At 38.6% G+C, this 17,649-nt stretch carries 14 protein-coding genes; 10 read left to right on the plus strand and 4 right to left on the minus strand.

The genetic code is table 11. The features are described 5' to 3' along the window. Nucleotide 1 precedes the first annotated feature (1 nt). Entirely contained in the window at nucleotides 2-478 is a 477-nt protein-coding gene (locus BV902_RS23295; RefSeq protein WP_083663844.1) for a thermonuclease family protein, read from the minus strand. Between the two features lie 549 nt (nucleotides 479-1,027). Here BV902_RS23295 and BV902_RS23300 point away from each other — a divergent pair. From BV902_RS23300 to BV902_RS23320, 5 genes are all read left to right on the plus strand, one after another. Next, entirely contained in the window at nucleotides 1,028-1,852 is an 825-nt protein-coding gene (locus tag BV902_RS23300; RefSeq protein ID WP_046671823.1) for a prephenate dehydratase, read from the plus strand. Nucleotides 1,853-1,898: 46 nt separating this feature from the next. Then, a complete protein-coding gene (locus BV902_RS23305; protein WP_046671824.1) occupies nucleotides 1,899-3,011 on the plus strand; it encodes a chorismate mutase in 1,113 nt (370 codons plus the stop codon). Then, nucleotides 3,011-4,261: a 3-phosphoshikimate 1-carboxyvinyltransferase gene (aroA, locus tag BV902_RS23310; RefSeq protein WP_075993986.1), complete on the plus strand. Its 1,251-nt coding sequence runs from the start codon at nucleotides 3,011-3,013 to the stop codon at nucleotides 4,259-4,261. Before BV902_RS23305 ends, aroA begins: the two co-directional genes overlap by 1 nt. Nucleotides 4,262-4,465: 204 nt before the next feature. Further along, nucleotides 4,466-5,572, plus strand: a complete 1,107-nt coding sequence (gene aroC / locus BV902_RS23315; RefSeq protein ID WP_075993987.1) for a chorismate synthase — start codon at nucleotides 4,466-4,468, stop codon at nucleotides 5,570-5,572. Further along, complete coding sequence (locus BV902_RS23320) at nucleotides 5,559-6,413, plus strand: ROK family protein (protein ID WP_075993988.1); 855 nt, start codon at nucleotides 5,559-5,561, stop codon at nucleotides 6,411-6,413. Before aroC ends, BV902_RS23320 begins: the two co-directional genes overlap by 14 nt. Before the next feature lie 58 nt (nucleotides 6,414-6,471). On the opposite strand, the gene BV902_RS23325 is transcribed toward BV902_RS23320, so the two are convergent. Continuing rightward, a complete protein-coding gene (locus BV902_RS23325; protein WP_075993989.1) occupies nucleotides 6,472-8,886 on the minus strand; it encodes an alpha-ketoacid dehydrogenase subunit alpha/beta in 2,415 nt (804 codons plus the stop codon). Nucleotides 8,887-9,113: 227 nt separating this feature from the next. Between BV902_RS23325 and BV902_RS23330 the strand changes: the two genes are divergently transcribed. The 3 genes from BV902_RS23330 to BV902_RS23340 are packed head-to-tail and all read left to right on the plus strand — an operon-like array spanning nucleotide 9,114 to nucleotide 11,597. Beyond that, nucleotides 9,114-10,304: a DEAD/DEAH box helicase gene (locus tag BV902_RS23330; RefSeq protein WP_075994950.1), complete on the plus strand. Its 1,191-nt coding sequence runs from the start codon at nucleotides 9,114-9,116 to the stop codon at nucleotides 10,302-10,304. Between the two features lie 52 nt (nucleotides 10,305-10,356). Beyond that, a complete protein-coding gene (locus BV902_RS23335) occupies nucleotides 10,357-11,103 on the plus strand; it encodes a hypothetical protein (RefSeq protein WP_075993990.1) in 747 nt (248 codons plus the stop codon). A 38-nt stretch (nucleotides 11,104-11,141) separates the two neighbouring features. Beyond that, the gene (locus BV902_RS23340; protein ID WP_075993991.1) at nucleotides 11,142-11,597 is read left to right on the plus strand and encodes an NUDIX domain-containing protein; all 456 of its coding nucleotides are present in this window, start codon (nucleotides 11,142-11,144) and stop codon (nucleotides 11,595-11,597) included. Between the two features lie 298 nt (nucleotides 11,598-11,895). Here BV902_RS23340 and BV902_RS23345 read toward each other — a convergent pair whose 3' ends face one another. Then, a complete protein-coding gene (locus BV902_RS23345) occupies nucleotides 11,896-12,609 on the minus strand; it encodes a class I SAM-dependent methyltransferase (protein WP_075993992.1) in 714 nt (237 codons plus the stop codon). A 141-nt stretch (nucleotides 12,610-12,750) separates the two neighbouring features. On the opposite strand from BV902_RS23345, the gene BV902_RS23350 reads away from it, so the two are divergent. Beyond that, nucleotides 12,751-13,662, plus strand: a complete 912-nt coding sequence (locus BV902_RS23350) for a LysR family transcriptional regulator (protein ID WP_237241803.1) — start codon at nucleotides 12,751-12,753, stop codon at nucleotides 13,660-13,662. An 82-nt stretch (nucleotides 13,663-13,744) separates the two neighbouring features. On the opposite strand, the gene BV902_RS23355 is transcribed toward BV902_RS23350, so the two are convergent. Next, nucleotides 13,745-16,261, minus strand: a complete 2,517-nt coding sequence (locus BV902_RS23355) for a TonB-dependent receptor (RefSeq protein WP_075993994.1) — start codon at nucleotides 16,259-16,261, stop codon at nucleotides 13,745-13,747. A gap of 226 nt (nucleotides 16,262-16,487) precedes the next feature. Here BV902_RS23355 and BV902_RS23360 point away from each other — a divergent pair, with 226 nt between their 5' ends. Continuing rightward, nucleotides 16,488-17,624 carry a serine hydrolase domain-containing protein gene (locus BV902_RS23360; RefSeq protein ID WP_075993995.1) on the plus strand — a complete coding sequence of 379 codons (1,137 nt, stop codon included), beginning with the start codon at nucleotides 16,488-16,490 and terminating at the stop codon, nucleotides 17,622-17,624. The last annotated feature ends 25 nt before the right edge of the window (nucleotides 17,625-17,649 follow it).

Below are 17,649 nucleotides of genomic sequence, written 5' to 3' on the forward strand. Positions count from 1 at the left end.
TTTATTTCCAAAGGCCACGTTTCTCCTGACGAGCCTGACGTTCCAATTTTACAAATAAATCTGCATATTGTACATTTGGCGCTAGCGTATAGGATACTGCATACCCCTGTTCAACCAAATCCCGATTGACGAATTTCTTTCCGATATACACATAGGCAAGAAGTCTTCCATACCGATCCCGTTTTCCAACGTCAAAGACTAACTTTACACTTTTTCCATTCAACATTGCCGTTAAGTACTGCTTTGCTTCTTGACCATAGTAACCGATTTCCTTACGTGCTGTCCGTCTCGTTTCCGGGGCATCTACCCCTATCAACCTAACTTTCTCCCCTTTTGAGGTTCCATTTTCAATGACAAAGGTATCACCATCTATAACGCGCTTTACCTTCGCATCTTTTTCCTCTCCTTTAAAAGTAAAACCTGTCAATAAAAAACAGATCATACATCCACATACATAAAAATTACTTCGTTTTAGCATAAAATCCAGCGTTTGCCCAAAGGTAGTAAAATACTTTTTTAACAAAACAGTCAAAAAAAACGGAAATATTAATATTAAAACACATAAATTTAACACAAAAACAGTAAAATCACATAAAATACCGCTGTTTTCAATATAAAATAACACTAAAACATAATTTATTATAAAGAAAACAACAATACAAAACTTAAACAACTAAAACAATACAATACTAACATTAAAGCAAAATAAACACTTTAAAACATACAAATAAATCACTGAAATTAATCAAAAATCACATAAAACACATAAAAACCTTAAATTAACTCAATATTTATAATAAAAAATTATTTTTTTCTTTGATATTTCAAAAACATTCGTACATTTGAAATGTCAAACAACAACAGGATGAACAGAACATATACATATTTCTATTTTAACTTCTTTTATTTTAAAAATAAGAGCCGGGATTAGATTGTGTATAAATCATAAAAAATACAAACAAGAAGAGTCCCGGTTCAAATGATCGGGACTCTTTTTTTTGGAGACAACATAGCGAACAAAAAAACAATGAGTTTAAAAATTGCAATACAGGGAGCAAAGGCTTCATTTCATGAAGAGGCCGCATTTAAATTTTTCGGAAGAGAAGTTGAAATTGTAGAATGTGATTCATTTAAAAAAACTTGTGAATTGCTGAAGCAAAGAAAAGTCGACTATATCGTTATGGCGATCGAAAATTCAATTGCGGGAAGTCTATTACCGAATTATAATTTATTGAGAGATTACAAGTTCCATATCACTGGGGAAGTTTACCTAAACATTCAACAGAATCTCATGGTACTGCCAGGCGTTAAGTTAAAGGATATTAAACACATCGAATCGCATCCAATTGCCATTCGCCAATGCGAGGAATTTCTTTCTGAACTTGAAGGTGTACGTATAACCGAGGGATCTGATACCGCTGCAACTGCGAAAATGATTGCGGAGCGAAAATTAACGGATACTGCTGCAATTGCTGGGACATTGGCTGCTGAAATCTATGGTCTTGAAATATTAGAAAAGAGAATCGAAACCAATAAAAAGAACGCAACGCGTTTCCTCGTATTATCTAATGAAGTTGTCGAACATAAGAATGCCAATAAAGCATCATTATCATTCCAAACAGGAAATACAGTAGGATCTTTGGCGACTATTTTACAATGCTTTGCCGAACAGAATATCAATTTGAGCAAAATTCAGTCAATGCCGGTAATCGGAAAACGCAATGAATATGATTTTTTCGTTGACGTAGAATGGAAAAAACAAACAGACTACGAAGCAGCAATACGTAAAGTACTCAAACATAGTGTCAATTTCAATATTATGGGCGAGTATGTCAAAAACGAAAAACTATAATTAACAATTTACGCATACAATATTAAAATAGATAATCAAACTTAACATGAAAAATACATTAGACATCACTCCTTTAAAATCTTGGTTGGACACAGGAGACAAACCTTTAATTATCGCAGGTCCTTGTAGTGCTGAAACAGAAGAGCAGCTGGTATCGACAGCACATTTGTTGGCAAATACCGGAAAAGTAAATATTTTACGTGCTGGTATCTGGAAGCCACGTACTCGTCCCGGAGAATTTGAAGGTATCGGTTCAATTGGTTTGGAATGGTTGAAAAGAGCGAAAGAAGAAACAGGTTTATTAACAGCTACTGAAGTTGCTACAGCAAAACACGTGGAAGAAGCTTTGGCTGCTGGTGTGGATGTACTATGGGTAGGTGCACGTTCAACTGCCAATCCATTTACCGTACAAGAAATTGCTGATGCTTTACAAGGTGTAGATATTCCAGTATTTGTTAAAAACCCTGTAAACCCAGATTTATCGTTGTGGATCGGTGCATTGGAACGTATCAACCGTGCTGGTATCAAAAAATTAGGTGCTATCCATAGAGGTTTCTCTTCTTACGAGAAAACAGCATTCCGTAATGAACCAATGTGGGATTTAGCGATTCAGTTAAAAACTGCTTGTCCTAATCTACCAATCATAAACGACCCAAGTCACATTTGTGGAAACCGCGAATTGTTACCATACATCGCACAAAAAGCAATGGATATGGATATGCAAGGATTGATCATCGAATCACATATTGATCCATCTGTCGCTTGGACTGACGCAAAACAACAAGTAACGCCAGCTGCATTGGCCGAGTTGATCGACCACTTGACGTTACGTAAAGCAGCTTCTGACAATCCTTCATTCGAAGATAAATTAGCAGAATTGCGTAGCAATATCGACAAATTAGATGATTTGATCATCCAAAAAATTGGTGAGCGCATGAAAATAGCTGAGAAAATCGGCGAATACAAACGCGATAACAACGTGACAATTTTGCAAGTTAACCGTTGGGATGAAATTGTTCAAAAACGCACTAAATTAGCGGAAGCGCTTTCTTTGGGTAGCGAATTTGCGACGAAATTCCTCGAATTAATTCACAACGAATCTATCCGCAAACAAAATGCGGTCATGAATACTCAGGAGCAACCAACAGCAGAAGCATAATGAATCAACAAGTCATCACGCTGACGCATCCTTCAAAAAAGATACAGGGCACGGTTCAACTCACAGGTTCAAAATCTGAGAGCAACCGTGCTCTTATTATCCAATCGCTGAGTAAAGGACAAGTTGAAATAGCCAACCTCTCTGAGGCTGCAGATACGGTTACCCTAAACGGCGTATTGCAAATCGCATCAGAACCGCAACCCGGTTATAATACGATTGACATAGGCCCTGCAGGAACGGCTATGCGCTTCCTTACAGCTTACCTCAATCTTGTTAAAGGCAATTTTATCCTGACGGGGACAGAGCGTATGCAACAGCGCCCAATCGGAATATTGGTCGATGCCATGAAAGAAATTGGCGCCGAAATCCATTATGAAAAAAAGGCGGGGTATCCTCCTTTGAAGATTGAAGGTGGATTATTTCAAGGAAAAGACCGTGTTAAGATCAAAGGAAATATCAGCAGTCAATACATATCGGCCTTGCTATTAATTGCTCCGGCATTAAAAAAGGGACTTACATTAGAGATTGAAGGCGAATTAACTTCCAGACCTTATGTATCCATGACCTTAGATATGCTTAAAAGTGTCGGGATCCAACATGAATGGACGGAGAACGCGATTAAAATTGCACCGCAAGAATTTGAAAAGCAAACCATATATGTCGAGCCAGATTGGAGCGCAGCATCCTACTGGTATGCTATTGTAGCACTTGCCGATGCAACTGCATCGATTGTATTGCCCGGACTAAGACAACATAGTTTACAGGGCGATATTGCCATCACAGACATTATGGCGCATTTTGGTGTTTATTCGAGCTTTGAATCGGATGGATTGCATTTAAATAAAAAAGAAATCAATTCAGACAAAACGTTGTTCGACTTTAAAGAATGTCCTGATCTCGCGCAAACAGTCGTCGTTGTCGCAGCGGCTTTAAAACGTGATGTTTCCTTTACAGGCCTAGAAACCCTAAAGATTAAGGAGACCGACCGTATCGCTGCGTTACAGACAGAAATCGCAAAGTTCGGTGCTGAATTGATCGAAGATGGTGATACCTATCACCTGAAAACAGCACAGGTATATCAGCCTGAAGATGTGACCTTCGACACTTACGAGGATCACCGTATGGCGATGGCATTTGCACCGCTGGCATTAGTTTTTGACCGAATCAAGATTGCTGAACCTCAAGTTGTAGAAAAATCATATCCTGATTTTTGGAAACATTTACAAGCGCAAGCTTTTGTAATTGACTAACATATTAAAAACAGGGATTAACATCAACATTAATCTCTGTTTTATTATTCAATCTCCCAGATAGCCTTTAGCCTGGGACAAAAAATTGTGATGTAATCTATTAGGCCATAGACGAGTTACAGATCCATAAATTTGTAGTCAGTCTGGTGCTTTAGAATTGCATTTAAAGGCAAATTTATCTAAGTTTATTGAAATTTAATTTTTATGGCAGGAAATTCATTTGGCGATTTATTCAGAATTAGCACTTTTGGCGAATCACACGGCAAAGCTATAGGTGTAATTATTGATGGTTGCCCTTCAAATATAACAATCGACGAGGAATTTATCCAGTCTGAGCTCGATAAACGTAAACCAGGTCAATCTAAGATCACGACACAAAGAAAAGAAAGTGATACCGCACAGATTTTATCTGGCGTATTCGAAGGGAAATCAACGGGAACACCAATAGCAATTGTTATTCCAAATGAAGACCAGCGTTCGAAAGATTACACACATATCAAAGATATCTTCAGACCTTCCCATGCTGATTTCACCTATCAGATGAAATATGGTATCCGTGACTATCGAGGCGGTGGACGGTCTTCGGCGAGGGAAACCGCTGCCCGTGTTGCTGCAGGTGCAGTAGCAAAAAGCTTCCTGAATCAATTTGGCATAGAAATCTTTGCCCACGTTTCGGGGGTAGGCACCATCGAGGCGCCAAATGTAGATACCAAAGATCTAAAAGCTTTGCTTGAATTACGGGAAGCTAACATTGCACGTTGTGCAGATCCAGCAACAGCAAATGAAATGGTTGAGTTTATCGACTCGGTCAGAAAAGCAGGTGACACAGTTGGCGGACGTATTTCGGCTGTCATCAGACATGTCCCTGTTGGTTTAGGCGACCCGGTCTTTGATAAGCTCCATGCAGACCTTGCAAAAGCAATGATGAGCATTAATGCTGTACATGGTTTCGAATATGGTTCAGGTTTTGCAGGTTCGGAGTTGCGAGGTTCCGAACATAATGATATATTTGTAGCAGATGACCATGATTTAAATCGAGTGCACACACATACCAACTTCTCTGGAGGGATTCAGGGAGGGATTTCAAATGGTATGGATATTACTTTTAAAGTAGCATTTAAGCCTGTTGCCACTATCATGAGAGATCAAGAAACAGTGGATATCCATGGCAACCCTGCTATTGCAAGTGGCAAGGGAAGACATGACCCTTGTGTTGTTTCGAGAGCAGTAATTATTGTGGAAGCTATGGCAGCACTTGTAATCGCGGATCATCTACTTAAAAATCAAAGTTACAAACATGCTGCAAGATAATTATGTCGTAGGTGTTGATATTGGAGGCACACATATTTCTGCCTGTATCATTGACACAAAACAATGGAATATATACTTAGAAAACGTGGCCAGAAACCACGTTTTTTCTCAAGGAGATGCTAAAACGATTTTACAAACCTGGGCATCCGCTATACGCGATATCATAGCCACTTCTCCTGCTCCTATTCAGTTCATCGGCATTGCTATGCCGGGCCCCTTTGACTACGAAAATGGAATATCTAAAATACAGGGACAAAGCAAGTATGATAATCTTTACAATAAAGATGTCAAAACTCTTTTAGCTGAAGAATTGGGACTTTCGCCTACGTCTATTCACTTTATCAATGACGCAGCAGCCTTCCTACAAGGTGAAATATTCGTACAGAACTTGCAAACAAACAACCGGATATTAGGAATTACGTTGGGTACTGGACTTGGATCTGCAGTATGGAATAAAGGTGAGAAGGCCTTTGATGCCGCCCTATGGAACAGCCCTTATGAAGATTGTATTTTCGAAGAATTTCTTGTCACACGATGGTTCGTCAAGCGTTTCAAAGAAGTAGCAGGAAACGATGTTACGGGACTTAAGGAGATTTTAGATAATCATCGGGAAACTGAGGAATTTCAAATTATCAAAGATGAATATGCTAAACATCTCTTTGATTTTATGCAGTTCTTCGCAGAGAAATATTCTTCTGAAATATTTATAATCGGTGGCAATATCGCTAAGGCGCTACCTATTTTCATTGGTGACCGAAAAGAATTTGAAAGATTTCAGATTTACACCGCCATACTTGGTGAAAAAGCAGCTATGATTGGTGCTGCGAGTATATTCAATTAAGAAAAGATATCATCCCTCGTTGGAATACTTAGCTTGGTCAAAAAAAGATATCCATCTATTAAAACATAGATGGATATTTTTCTGGATTAGCTTCATGCATAATGGCATACACCGTCTCGACAACATCGTCAGAAGATGGCTTCGAGAAATAATCCCCGTCGGAACCATATGGTGGGCGATGTGCCTTTGCAGTCAGTGTTCTTGGCTGACTATCCAATAGATAGTAACCATTTTGCTTCTCTAAGATCTCTTGTAAGATGAAAGCTGAAGCCCCGCCTGGTACATCCTCATCTACAATAAGTAGTTTATTTGTTTTCTTCAGCGATTCGGCGCAAAGTTTTCCTTTGTCAAAAGGCTGCAATGTTTGTGCATCAATAATTTCGATGAATATCCCCAAGCGCTCCAGTTCCACGGCTGCTTCTTCAACAACACGTAAAGTTGAACCATAGGATACTACAGTAATATCGCGCCCCTCTTTAACACATTCAGCATAACCGACTGGCACCGTAAATTCACCAACGTTTTCTGGTAGACGCTCTTTTAGACGATACCCATTCAGACATTCGACAACAATAGCCGGTTCGTCAGAGCGGAACAACGTATTGTACATACCTGCTGCCTGTGTCATATTACGCGGCACACATACATGCAAACCTCTCAAGGATCCTAAAATTACCGACATAGGCGAGCCCGAATGCCATATACCTTCCAATCGATGACCCCGTGTACGAATAATTAATGGTGCTTTCTGACCAGCAAAGGTGCGATAACTTAAACTTGCCAAATCATCACTTGCGACCGTAATACCATAGATTAGGTAATCCAAGTATTGGATCTCAGCAATTGGACGAAGTCCACGGATTGCCAAACCTAGTCCTTTTCCTATAATTGAATTCTCGCGAATACCGGTATCAAATACGCGATGCACACCAAGCTTTTCTTGTAGACCTGCAAAACCTTGATTCACATCTCCAATCTTACCGACATCCTCTCCAAATGCTAGTAGTCTTTCGTCACGTCTAAAGTTCTCTTCAAAACATAGATTCAAAACCTCACGTCCATCGACCACTTTAGCTTCTTCACTGTAGACTGCAGGTACGACTGTCACATGAGCAGGTGAATCTACACCATCTGTAAATAATTTTGAATTATAACGTTTTTCATTCAGTTCCTGCTTCTCTTTATACCAATTTAACAATTGCTGGCGCCCATCGCTATGCTGACCTTTAAGCTCGTGCAATACCTTGCGAACCTGGCCGTAAACCTCTTTCAAAGAAGGCTCAACCATCGATTGTAATTTCTTTGACGCAAAATCAGCCCGCTCATTTGGAATACCCTGAAGTAAATCAATAGCTTCCCTTGCTTCGATGCTCAACGTTTTAATATAATCGGCCCAAGCTCGTTTTTGTTCTTGACGAACATGGTCTTTGGCATGTTGATCCAATTGATCCAATTCCGCTATGGTAGCAATACCAGAACTTAAGATCCATTCTTTCATTTTCGCTAGACAATCGAAGTCAGTTTCCCATTGTAATCTATCTTGCGATTTATACCGTTCGTGTGAACCTGAAGAAGAATGTCCTTGCGGCTGCGTCAATTCGGTCACATGAATCAAACATGGAATATGCTTCTCGCGAGCAATATGGGCAGCCTGTTCGTACGTTTCACATAAACCCGCATAATCCCATCCTCTCACTTTGAATATCTCAATTCCGTTTGTCAGTTCTTCCTTCTGAAAACCTTTGAGGACTTCTGAGATATCTCCCTTTGTTGTTTGAATTTCATTGGGCACAGATATCCCATATCCATCATCCCAAATAGAAATCACTGTTGGAATCTGGTGAACACCTACGGCATTAATAACTTCAAAAAATACACCTTCAGAAGTCGCTGCATTTCCGATAGTGCAGAATGCAACTTCATTTCCTCTATTTGAAAAATAAGATAGGTAGTCTAAATTTCTATTCTGCTTATACAACTTAGAAGCCAAGCCTAAGCCCAGCAATCTTGCCATCTGACCACCGGTGGTCGAAATATCTGAAAACGAGTTTTTCTGAACCATTTGATCCAACCAGTTCCCTTGGTCGTCCACAACACGAGTCGAAAAATGGCAGTTCATTTGCCTTCCTGCAGAAGAAGGATCTGCCTCGACATCGGGATGGGCATATAATTGAGAGAAAAAATGGTAGACATCACTGATGCCAGAAGCAAATATAAATGTTTGGTCACGGTAATATCCCGACCGCCAGTCCCCATTTCTGAAAACTTTAGCCATCGCGATTTGTGCCAATTCTTTTCCATCGCCAAAAATACCAAACTTAGCCTTACCTGTAAGCACTTCTTTACGTCCCAATAAACTCACGTAACGACTTTCTAAGGCAGTTCGATAATCATTCACAATAATCTTTTTGAACTCGTCAAAGCTCAAAGTGGAAATTGATTCATTGTTTTGGTCAAATGCAGTATCAAACATATTCTTTTTTGTTTCAACAAATTTAACAAAAATATTATTCTATATAATTGGTGTTTATCAAATAAATTGATAATCAATAACTCAGATTTGAAATAGAATATTCTAATTTCTCAAATTAGTACTTTTTGACAAAAAATCCTAATTTTTACAGATTTTTAATTCCTATAAGCAGGCAAAAACACCATTGTCCTTTTTAATTTTTATTTTTGGGTTTTACATTCATTATTTTGAATTTTTCAGCACTTAAACTCGATAAAATCCTTGTCGCTAATCTTGAAAAACAAAAGCTTTCTTCGCTTACACCTATTCAAGAAATAGCTATCCCTGCCATTTTGGAAGGTAGAGACTGTTTGGCGATTGCCCCAACCGGTACGGGAAAAACGGAGGCTTTCGCCATCCCTATTATTCAGCGCTTACGAACCAAGATTACCGCAGACCACTTATCGGTCCTTATACTCCTTCCTACACGTGAACTCTGTATACAGACCAAACAGCGCATATCAGGCCTTATCGATGGTTTGGATTTGACTATCGCTAGTTTCTATGGTGGGGGAACTTATGAAAGTCAGCTTGAAGTTTATCCAAATGCCCAAATGATCTTGGCTACTCCAGGACGTTTGTTGGATTTTATTGAACAAGGTATTATCGATCTAAAAACGATAGATACATTGGTGATCGATGAATTCGATCAATTGTTGGATCTTGGTTTCACGAAAGAACTCAATAAAATTATCGGCACATTGCCCGCTGAGAGACAAACCATTTTCAGTTCAGCAACGAAAACCCTTGAAATCGAAAAAATTGTTCGAAAGAGATTAAGTAACCCTGTCGAGATCAACCTAGAAGCAAAGACCAAAAAAGGCCAAATAGAAGAATCTGTACTCTATGTCGATAAAAATGATAAAAAGAATCTTCTCCGTTATATCCTTGAGAACCGTGTTTCACGGCAGGTAATTGTTTTCACGCGAACAGTTCATGCAGTCGAACGGATCGCAACAGATCTAGATCGACACGGCATTTCTTGCTCTGCATTATATGGCGATAAATCACAGCAAAAACGAGAAGAGATTATTGATAAGTTCAGACAAAAAGAGGTACGTGTATTAATTGCGACGGACCTCTTGGCTCGAGGTGTAGATTTTCCAGACCTAGAGGCTATCATAAACTACGAGATTCCGGATAGCCCTGAGCTCTATACGCATCGAATTGGTCGAACAGGCCGTTCGGAAGCGGCGGGAAAGGCGTTTACCTTTTGCGATGCAGAGGACAATGAAAAGTGGATAAAATTACAGTTATCCTTAAAACGGCAAATTAAAATTGATGATCAACATCCTTATTTATTGAGCTGGGAGAAAATGCTTTCCAGTAGCCAAAACAATCAACGAAAAGGCGCCTCGAAATCAAGAAAACGTCGTTAATTAATAAATATTCTTTTACTTTTACCAGCAAATCAAAAAATCACAATCCGAGATGAATACAATACATTTATTTGACGATAGCAACAATGCGAATGATAATCGATTGGGAGACCTTGAAAAAACGATTATAATAAATAGCCTGATGGAAGTTCCCTTTGAAGAGCGGGATGAAGAGTGGCGTGATATATTTCTGGCTAATATTGCTGAATGTACCTTAAAATTAGCAGAAACAGAAGTGGTTGTTGGACCTGACGGATTTCCCTATTTTCAACTCGAAAGTGTTCCGAAGGATCAGAACTTTCAGGCTTTTGTCATTAAAAATCGGCTAAAGGATTTCGTGTTGCCAAAAGGTTTTGGTATTGCTATCAATACACAAAATGAAAACCCTGATTGGGTATTCACCTATGGCGACTTAGTTAACTACTTTTTAAACGGAGAGTTTTATACAGATGATAGTGTTTTCTCTAAGAAAAATGAACAAACGATTATAGGCAAAGATGAAGAAATATTAGTGGGGCAACCTGCAGAGACAATTCTTCCTCAGGCTGTCCGCAACCAATTACGTGAATTTTTGGATTATTATGGCGTAAAGAACACAAAGGTTATGCTCCTTGCCCGTAATTATAAAGATGAAGAAAATGCTTCACAAGATTTGGCATTCAATATCGTTGCAAACCAATTCAGGACTGAAAAAGAATTTACCAATATCATGGAAGCAATAGGCTGGTTTCTTCCCAGACATTATTCCTATATCGGATTGGATGAATTTGCAGTAGACAATGGTTTTATGCCACTGTAAAAAAACAGAAACTAAATATATACAAACATAATTAACCCATGTTTCCATTTAACGTAAGAGTGTACGGAATATTGATCAATGAAAATCAAGAGGTATTGATCAGCGATGAAAGAACGGAAAATGTTTCATTTACCAAATTCCCTGGTGGGGGCTTAGAATACGGGGAAGGCTTATTGGATGCTTTGATCCGAGAGTATCAGGAAGAATGTGATTTTGACATTGCTGTGGTTAAACATATTTACACCACAGACTTTTATGAGAAATCAAGCTTTAATGATAGCCAAATCATATCGATTTACTATCAGGTAAAGAATACCTCAGCTATTCAGATCAGAACGACTACCAAAGCTTTTGATTTCGATCCTGATCAGAGACCTGAAGATAATAAGCTCCAATCTTTTCGATGGGTACCAATTGAATCGGTTTTAACGGCAGATTTGACCTTCAAAACAGATCAAATCGCCTGGGAAGAATTCTTAAAAACAGTCAAATAATAATAATTTTTCAATTTTCATCATTTTTATTTGTATTTAAAAAATAAAGACATATCTTTACGTAAACCAATGGAAATACTTGATTTTTTTAAAGTATTGACCTTAATAATTACATTTTATTATTTATTTGACATCTCGCATGTGACGAGGAATAAAAGTAGAGAAGCGTGGGATGGATACATACATTGGTTTATTGAATTTGTAAATTCCTAGTCCTATAGGTTTTTTAATAGTTAGTGTGATTTTATGGCGATACTCCCCGTATCGCCTTATTTATTTGACACTCGTTTTCCAGCCCCTATTTGAATCCCATATAAGAAGCAAAACAAAGATTTTTGTGTAGAACATCAACATTTTTAAAGCCAACTTGTGTCAATAAGTTTAGTTGATAGATCAGCGATCTTGGTGTATCCTCGTGTTCGATATAGTCAAAAACATGATCACGATACTGCTCATCCTTCAGGTTAGTTAAGTATTCACCATATTTTTCCCTGTAAATTAATTTTTGAAGCTGTTCATTATTTTGCTCAATCAAATCAAAAATCCACAGACTTCCTCCGGTTCTTAATAAGCGGAACAGCTTGCTAAACGCATTTTCCCAATCTTTATCATCTCGAAGATGATGTAAAACGGATGTTGCGATAATGACATCAAATTTGTTTTCCTCTAAAGCTGCGGCACGAAAGTCGCCTTTAATCAACTGAATTTCTCCCTTGGTTAATTTTCCAACGCGTTCCCTTGCTCTATTTAACATTGGCTGGCTCAGGTCCAACAGACTAACATTTGGATTAGACTCCAATTTTTGCAATAGTTTTACGTCGTAATTGCCAGCTCCGCATCCAATGTCCAATATATTTTGAGCGTTTGGATAAAGACTGACAATGGCATCCGTAATAAGCTCCATGTTCCATACCGCATCCAATGTGGTTGCTTGACCTGTTTCTAAATTTGAGAACCGCTCGACATCGTTGTCAAACCGTGTTTCAATCTCTTGTAGCGTCGCTTTGTTCATCTGTAAATTGTTTATTCTCTAAAGTTCAGATAGATTCCCCCGCACAGCAGTATCTTACACTGTCTGATCGGCGGTATTTCATCCATTAATTTTTAATAATTTAAAGGTAGGACTAACTGGAATTCATTAAAAATATTTATTTTGTCATCAATTCATACCAAAAAAGTATCGATGGAAATCCGACATCTCATTTATTTCAAAACAGTAGCCGAAGAGCTTCATTTTGGCCGAGCAGCAGAACGCTTATTTATGTCCCAGCCCCCATTAAGCCGGCAGATTAAAGATCTAGAAGACGAATTAGGTGTTATTCTTTTCTTCCGAACCAACAAACGCGTCGAGCTAACGGAAGCAGGGAAATACTTTTTGGAGGAGGTTGTGGAGATCCTACAAAATATCGAACACAGCAAAACGATCACCAAACAGATCCACAACAATATCTCAGGAGAATTCAAACTGGGCTATATTAGTTCGACACCTAAGAAAATGCTTGCTACGGTATTAAAGCAAATTCAATTGAAATTTCCATACTTAAGAGTTAGTCTTTTCGAAACATCGACACAGAAACAAAAATTAGCACTCGAAAACGGAAAATTGGATCTGGGTATTATGCGTGCTCCAATTTATTCAAGTGAATTGCTTACCACTCCCCTTTTCGAAGACCCTATGGTTATTGTAGGTCATTCACAGGTGAAATTTAATGCGATCAACTTTTTTAATGAAAGTTTCATTTCTTTCAATCAGAAATACGCATCGGAATATCACCGACTTGTTATTAATACCTGTAATCGCATGGGCTTTGAACCAAAAATTGTACATCAGAGCAATTCGATGTCTTCTATCCTTGAGTTGGTGTCACAAGGCCTGGGCCTGGCAGTCGTCCCTTCGTCCACCATCAAACAATACCCGCATTTAAACCTAAAAATCATGAAGCTTGAGGATATGGATAGCAAAACAGAAGTGATCCTGGTCTCTAATATAAAAAGTAAAAACAGTGCATTAGGCGAATTTATAGCCTGTATCCAGAAAGAGTATCTTGATTTTAATGCGTCCTAAAGTGGCATCGATTGAAATTCCAGTATAAAAAAACGAGTCAGCATGTTGCTGACTCCGTTTTTTTATGGGTTGAAGAGCGATATTACCTCTTCTCAAATTTATACGCTAAAGTTGCCATAAAACTACGCGGTGGAATCGGATTCACACTATAGTTTTCATGGATATAATAGTTAAACGCGTTGGTGATATTGGATAATTTACCCAAAATACTCCAGTTTTTATAAGCATAACCAGCGGAGAAATCTATGGTTGTAAATGGACTAACGGAGATCAGACGATTAAGACCATCGCGTACGTTGATCTTTGTATTATTCCAACCTGCATTACGTCTACCTGTATAAAATGCGGAAAAACCTAACTTCAGCCCCTTAACAGCCCCGTTTTGAATGGTATAAAACACGGTTCCATTAGCCGTATGTGCTGTAGTTCCTACCAAACGTACATTTTCTTCGTTTCCAGAGATTTCAGTCACTTTCTCCTTACCATCAACGATGGTTGTATAACTTGAAATTGGATTGGTTTCGGTATAACGCATATAATTATAGGAATAACCGGCGATAACATTCAATCCTGGAAGTAAAGTTCCGGTAACATCAACTTCCAATCCGCTTGAAGCCGTCTTTCCAGAAAATTCTTTCATATTTGCATCGCTATTGCTTGTTCCATTCGGAAGTACCAATAATTGTTGGGCAAAGCGATTGTTGTTAATTCTATACCAAGCAACATTTGCGGATAACCTACCATTGAAAAAGTCATTTTTCACACCTGCTTCGTACTGATCGATGATGGAGGGAGCTAACGGTTGATAATTTACATCGTATCCCGAATTCGATGTAAAGTTATTTGCATAAGTAACATAGACACTTGATGAGCGGATCGGCTGATAGATCAATCCAAATTTAGGCGACCATGCTTTGTCGACTTTTGCTCCGATCGGATTTTTTTGACCATCTAGATTAATAATCTCTTCCGATTGATTCGTCGCATACGTATACTTTTCCGAATTCGGTGTACGCTGATACGTATAGCGAATCCCAGCCAATACTTTAAATTGTTCAGTAACTTCTATTAAGTCCTGGAAAAAAGCGCCATAACGGAAGATATCCGTTGTTGTTTTGGTCAATAAATCCGCTTGTGGCATATCTGTTCGAAGTCCATTTCCCGAAGCCAAATGCTGCGCAGTTTGTGAGGGATTAAAGACATAAATAGAATCGTATACACCGCCCACATTTTTAGATGCATCAATTTTATAGGCATACGCATTTGAATGCGATTGATCGGCATCTGCTCCCACCAGGATCTTATGCTTGATGGATCCTGTTTTTACAGTTCCCGTTAGATTCAATTGCTGGTTGGCCGTAAACTCATTTGATTTGGATCGGGTTAAACTCCGCGGAGCAATTCCATTTTTATTCGCTTGAATCCGATCTGATCCATAATAATCACGATCGTACGTTTGGTAACTTGCTATTGCGTTTAAATTCCATGAATCATTAAACTTATGGTTCAAATTGATCTGGCCGTTTGAGGTATTTGTTCTGTTGAAAGCAAAAGGCACATTCATAAAAGTGTTTCTGCCAACTTCATTGTTCAACTTTCCATCCACGGTCCCCATTCCAAAGTCTGGAGTAAAATCACTTTTTAAGTAATCGAATGTAAAGTTGAGATCAGTTTTATCGGATATTTTATATAAAACAGAAGGATTTACATAAGTACGTTTTGATGTGACCTGATCCCTAAAGCTACCCGCTTTTTCATAAGTTCCGATAACGCGGAATGCAACCTTATTGGAAATTGGACCATACACATCCACTGTTGGTTTATAGAAGTCATAACTTCCTACGCGCATTGAAGCCTCGCCTCCATAATAAAATTTAGGCTTTTTCGTAACCAGATTTACAACGGCCCCACCAGATACACCCCCATATAACAAAGCAGAACTTCCTTTTAAAATCTCTACAGATTCCAAGGTGCTCGCCTCAATCGAACCTCCATTGTTGGTTCGCGCACCATTTTTAAATATATTATTCCCGCCTAAGCTATAGCCCCTTGCGTAAAAATTTTCGTTGACCCCACCGCGATTTGCTCCCATCGCGACACCGTTTGCATTTTTTAGCGCATCACTCAAGCGATTAACCTGTTGATCTGCAATAACCTGTTCGTTTATAATTTGTACACTCTGCGGCAAATCCCGATCAATAATACCTGCTTTACCGACATTAACTGTTTTACTGTTATGCGAGTTGTAACCTACCACTTCCACTTGTTCCAATTGAGATTCAGAAATATTCAAAGAAACATTAATAGCTGTCGCCTTTCCATTTTTAACCTCGATAGTACGCTCCTCAGCTCCATTTCCGATACTTTTGATCCGAATAGTATAGGTTCCATCTGGAAGATTAGAAAAATGGAAGCTTCCATCACCGGAAGTCGACGTAGACCTACCTAAAGAAACTATGGTTACTGTAGCCGATTCAATTGGTGCACCATCTTTGGTTTTAACACGGCCATGTATCCCCTTACTTTGCGCCGATGCATCCAAATGAATTGCTCCTACCAATCCTAGACTTAAAACAAGTCCCAGAAAAGTTCTTTTCATGTTAATAAATTGTGAGTTCGTAAAAATTATTTGTCGGCGCAAACATACGATATTATTTTATTGTTTAGAATAGTTTTAAATAAAAATAGCTTGTTGTTGTAATATGTGAATGATTCAGCTATGTAGCATTTATTATATGTTGCAAGGATTCATTGTAACTATTTCTATTAATCGTAAGGATTTCCTTACATTTATACCATAACTAACATCCCAACTAATCAATTCAATGATAACGCATAAGCTCCTACTCTCCGTTTTTATTTTTCTATTCTTTCCCACATTTTTGCTGGGCCAGCAAACACAGGTTGATCATGATCTCACAGCAATTATGCATCGTTATAATGCTGTCGGGCTCAGTGTGGTCGTCGTCAAAAACAATAAAATTGAGTATCACAAAAATTATGGTTACAAAAACTTGGAAACCAAAACGGCTCTCGGAGAGAATGACCTCTTTAGAATTGCTTCTATTTCAAAGTCATTCACTGCAACATCATTAATGCAATTAATAGCAGATGGCCGATGCAAGTTAGACGACGACTTCGGGGATTTGATAGGTTTTCCAATCAGAAACCCCAATTATCCAGAAAAAAAAATCACACTCCGGATGATCCTTTCCCATACGTCCAGCGTCAATGATAAAAACGGTTACTTCAACCTAGATGTCATCAATCCATCCAAGAACCCAAATTGGAAAGATTCCTACAATCTTTATGAACCCGGCACACAATACCAATATTGTAATCTCAATTTTAATATGGCAGGAGCCGTCCTAGAGAAACTGACCAATACACGTGTCGACAGCTACATTGTTAATCAAATCCTCAAACCGCTCAACTTATATGGTGGTTACTGTATAGACTCCTTGGATCAGAAGAGATTGGTTTCGTTATATTCCTTTGATGAAAAGGGAAATCCACATGAAGAGCCCAGTGCCTATAATCCACGTCGGGAAGAACTCAATCAGTACATCTTGGGGTATAGCACTCCTGTGCTTTCTCCGACAGGTGGAATGAAAATATCTGCCTTAGATTTAGCAAGATACATGATGATGCACATGAACTACGGCCATAGTCAGGAAAAAAACATCGTCACTAAAAAGTATGCAAAGATTATGCAGACAGCTGTAAATAAAGAATCAGGCTATGGATTAGCGATTATGAACAATGCAAAAATTGTCCCCGGTGTTAACCTGACAGGACATACCGGTTCGGCATATGGGCTTTATAGTGCGCTGTTTTTCAATCCAAAGAAAAAATATGGGTTTATTGTGATAACCAATGGCTGCAATATTCCCGATAGCGATGACTTCAACCCTTTGCTTAAAGATTGTATAGGAGCCTTGTACGATGCATATATCAAATAGGTAACAGCTTACATCAAGTAAACAA

Source organism: Sphingobacterium sp. B29, from assembly GCF_001952815.1.
GTDB lineage: Bacteria > Bacteroidota > Bacteroidia > Sphingobacteriales > Sphingobacteriaceae > Sphingobacterium > Sphingobacterium siyangense.

Excerpts from the sequence above, each read along its gene's own strand:
- BV902_RS23295 (WP_083663844.1), bottom strand. The coding sequence starts at position 478 with ATGCTAAAACGAAGTAATTTTTATGTATGTGGATGTATGATCTGTTTT.
- BV902_RS23300 (WP_046671823.1), top strand. The coding sequence starts at position 1,028 with ATGAGTTTAAAAATTGCAATACAGGGAGCAAAGGCTTCATTTCATGAA.
- BV902_RS23305 (WP_046671824.1), top strand. The coding sequence starts at position 1,899 with ATGAAAAATACATTAGACATCACTCCTTTAAAATCTTGGTTGGACACA.
- aroA (WP_075993986.1), top strand. The coding sequence starts at position 3,011 with ATGAATCAACAAGTCATCACGCTGACGCATCCTTCAAAAAAGATACAG.
- aroC (WP_075993987.1), top strand. The coding sequence starts at position 4,466 with ATGGCAGGAAATTCATTTGGCGATTTATTCAGAATTAGCACTTTTGGC.
- BV902_RS23320 (WP_075993988.1), top strand. The coding sequence starts at position 5,559 with ATGCTGCAAGATAATTATGTCGTAGGTGTTGATATTGGAGGCACACAT.
- BV902_RS23325 (WP_075993989.1), bottom strand. The coding sequence starts at position 8,886 with ATGTTTGATACTGCATTTGACCAAAACAATGAATCAATTTCCACTTTG.
- BV902_RS23335 (WP_075993990.1), top strand. The coding sequence starts at position 10,357 with ATGAATACAATACATTTATTTGACGATAGCAACAATGCGAATGATAAT.
- BV902_RS23340 (WP_075993991.1), top strand. The coding sequence starts at position 11,142 with ATGTTTCCATTTAACGTAAGAGTGTACGGAATATTGATCAATGAAAAT.
- BV902_RS23345 (WP_075993992.1), bottom strand. The coding sequence starts at position 12,609 with ATGAACAAAGCGACGCTACAAGAGATTGAAACACGGTTTGACAACGAT.
- BV902_RS23355 (WP_075993994.1), bottom strand. The coding sequence starts at position 16,261 with ATGAAAAGAACTTTTCTGGGACTTGTTTTAAGTCTAGGATTGGTAGGA.
- BV902_RS23360 (WP_075993995.1), top strand. The coding sequence starts at position 16,488 with ATGATAACGCATAAGCTCCTACTCTCCGTTTTTATTTTTCTATTCTTT.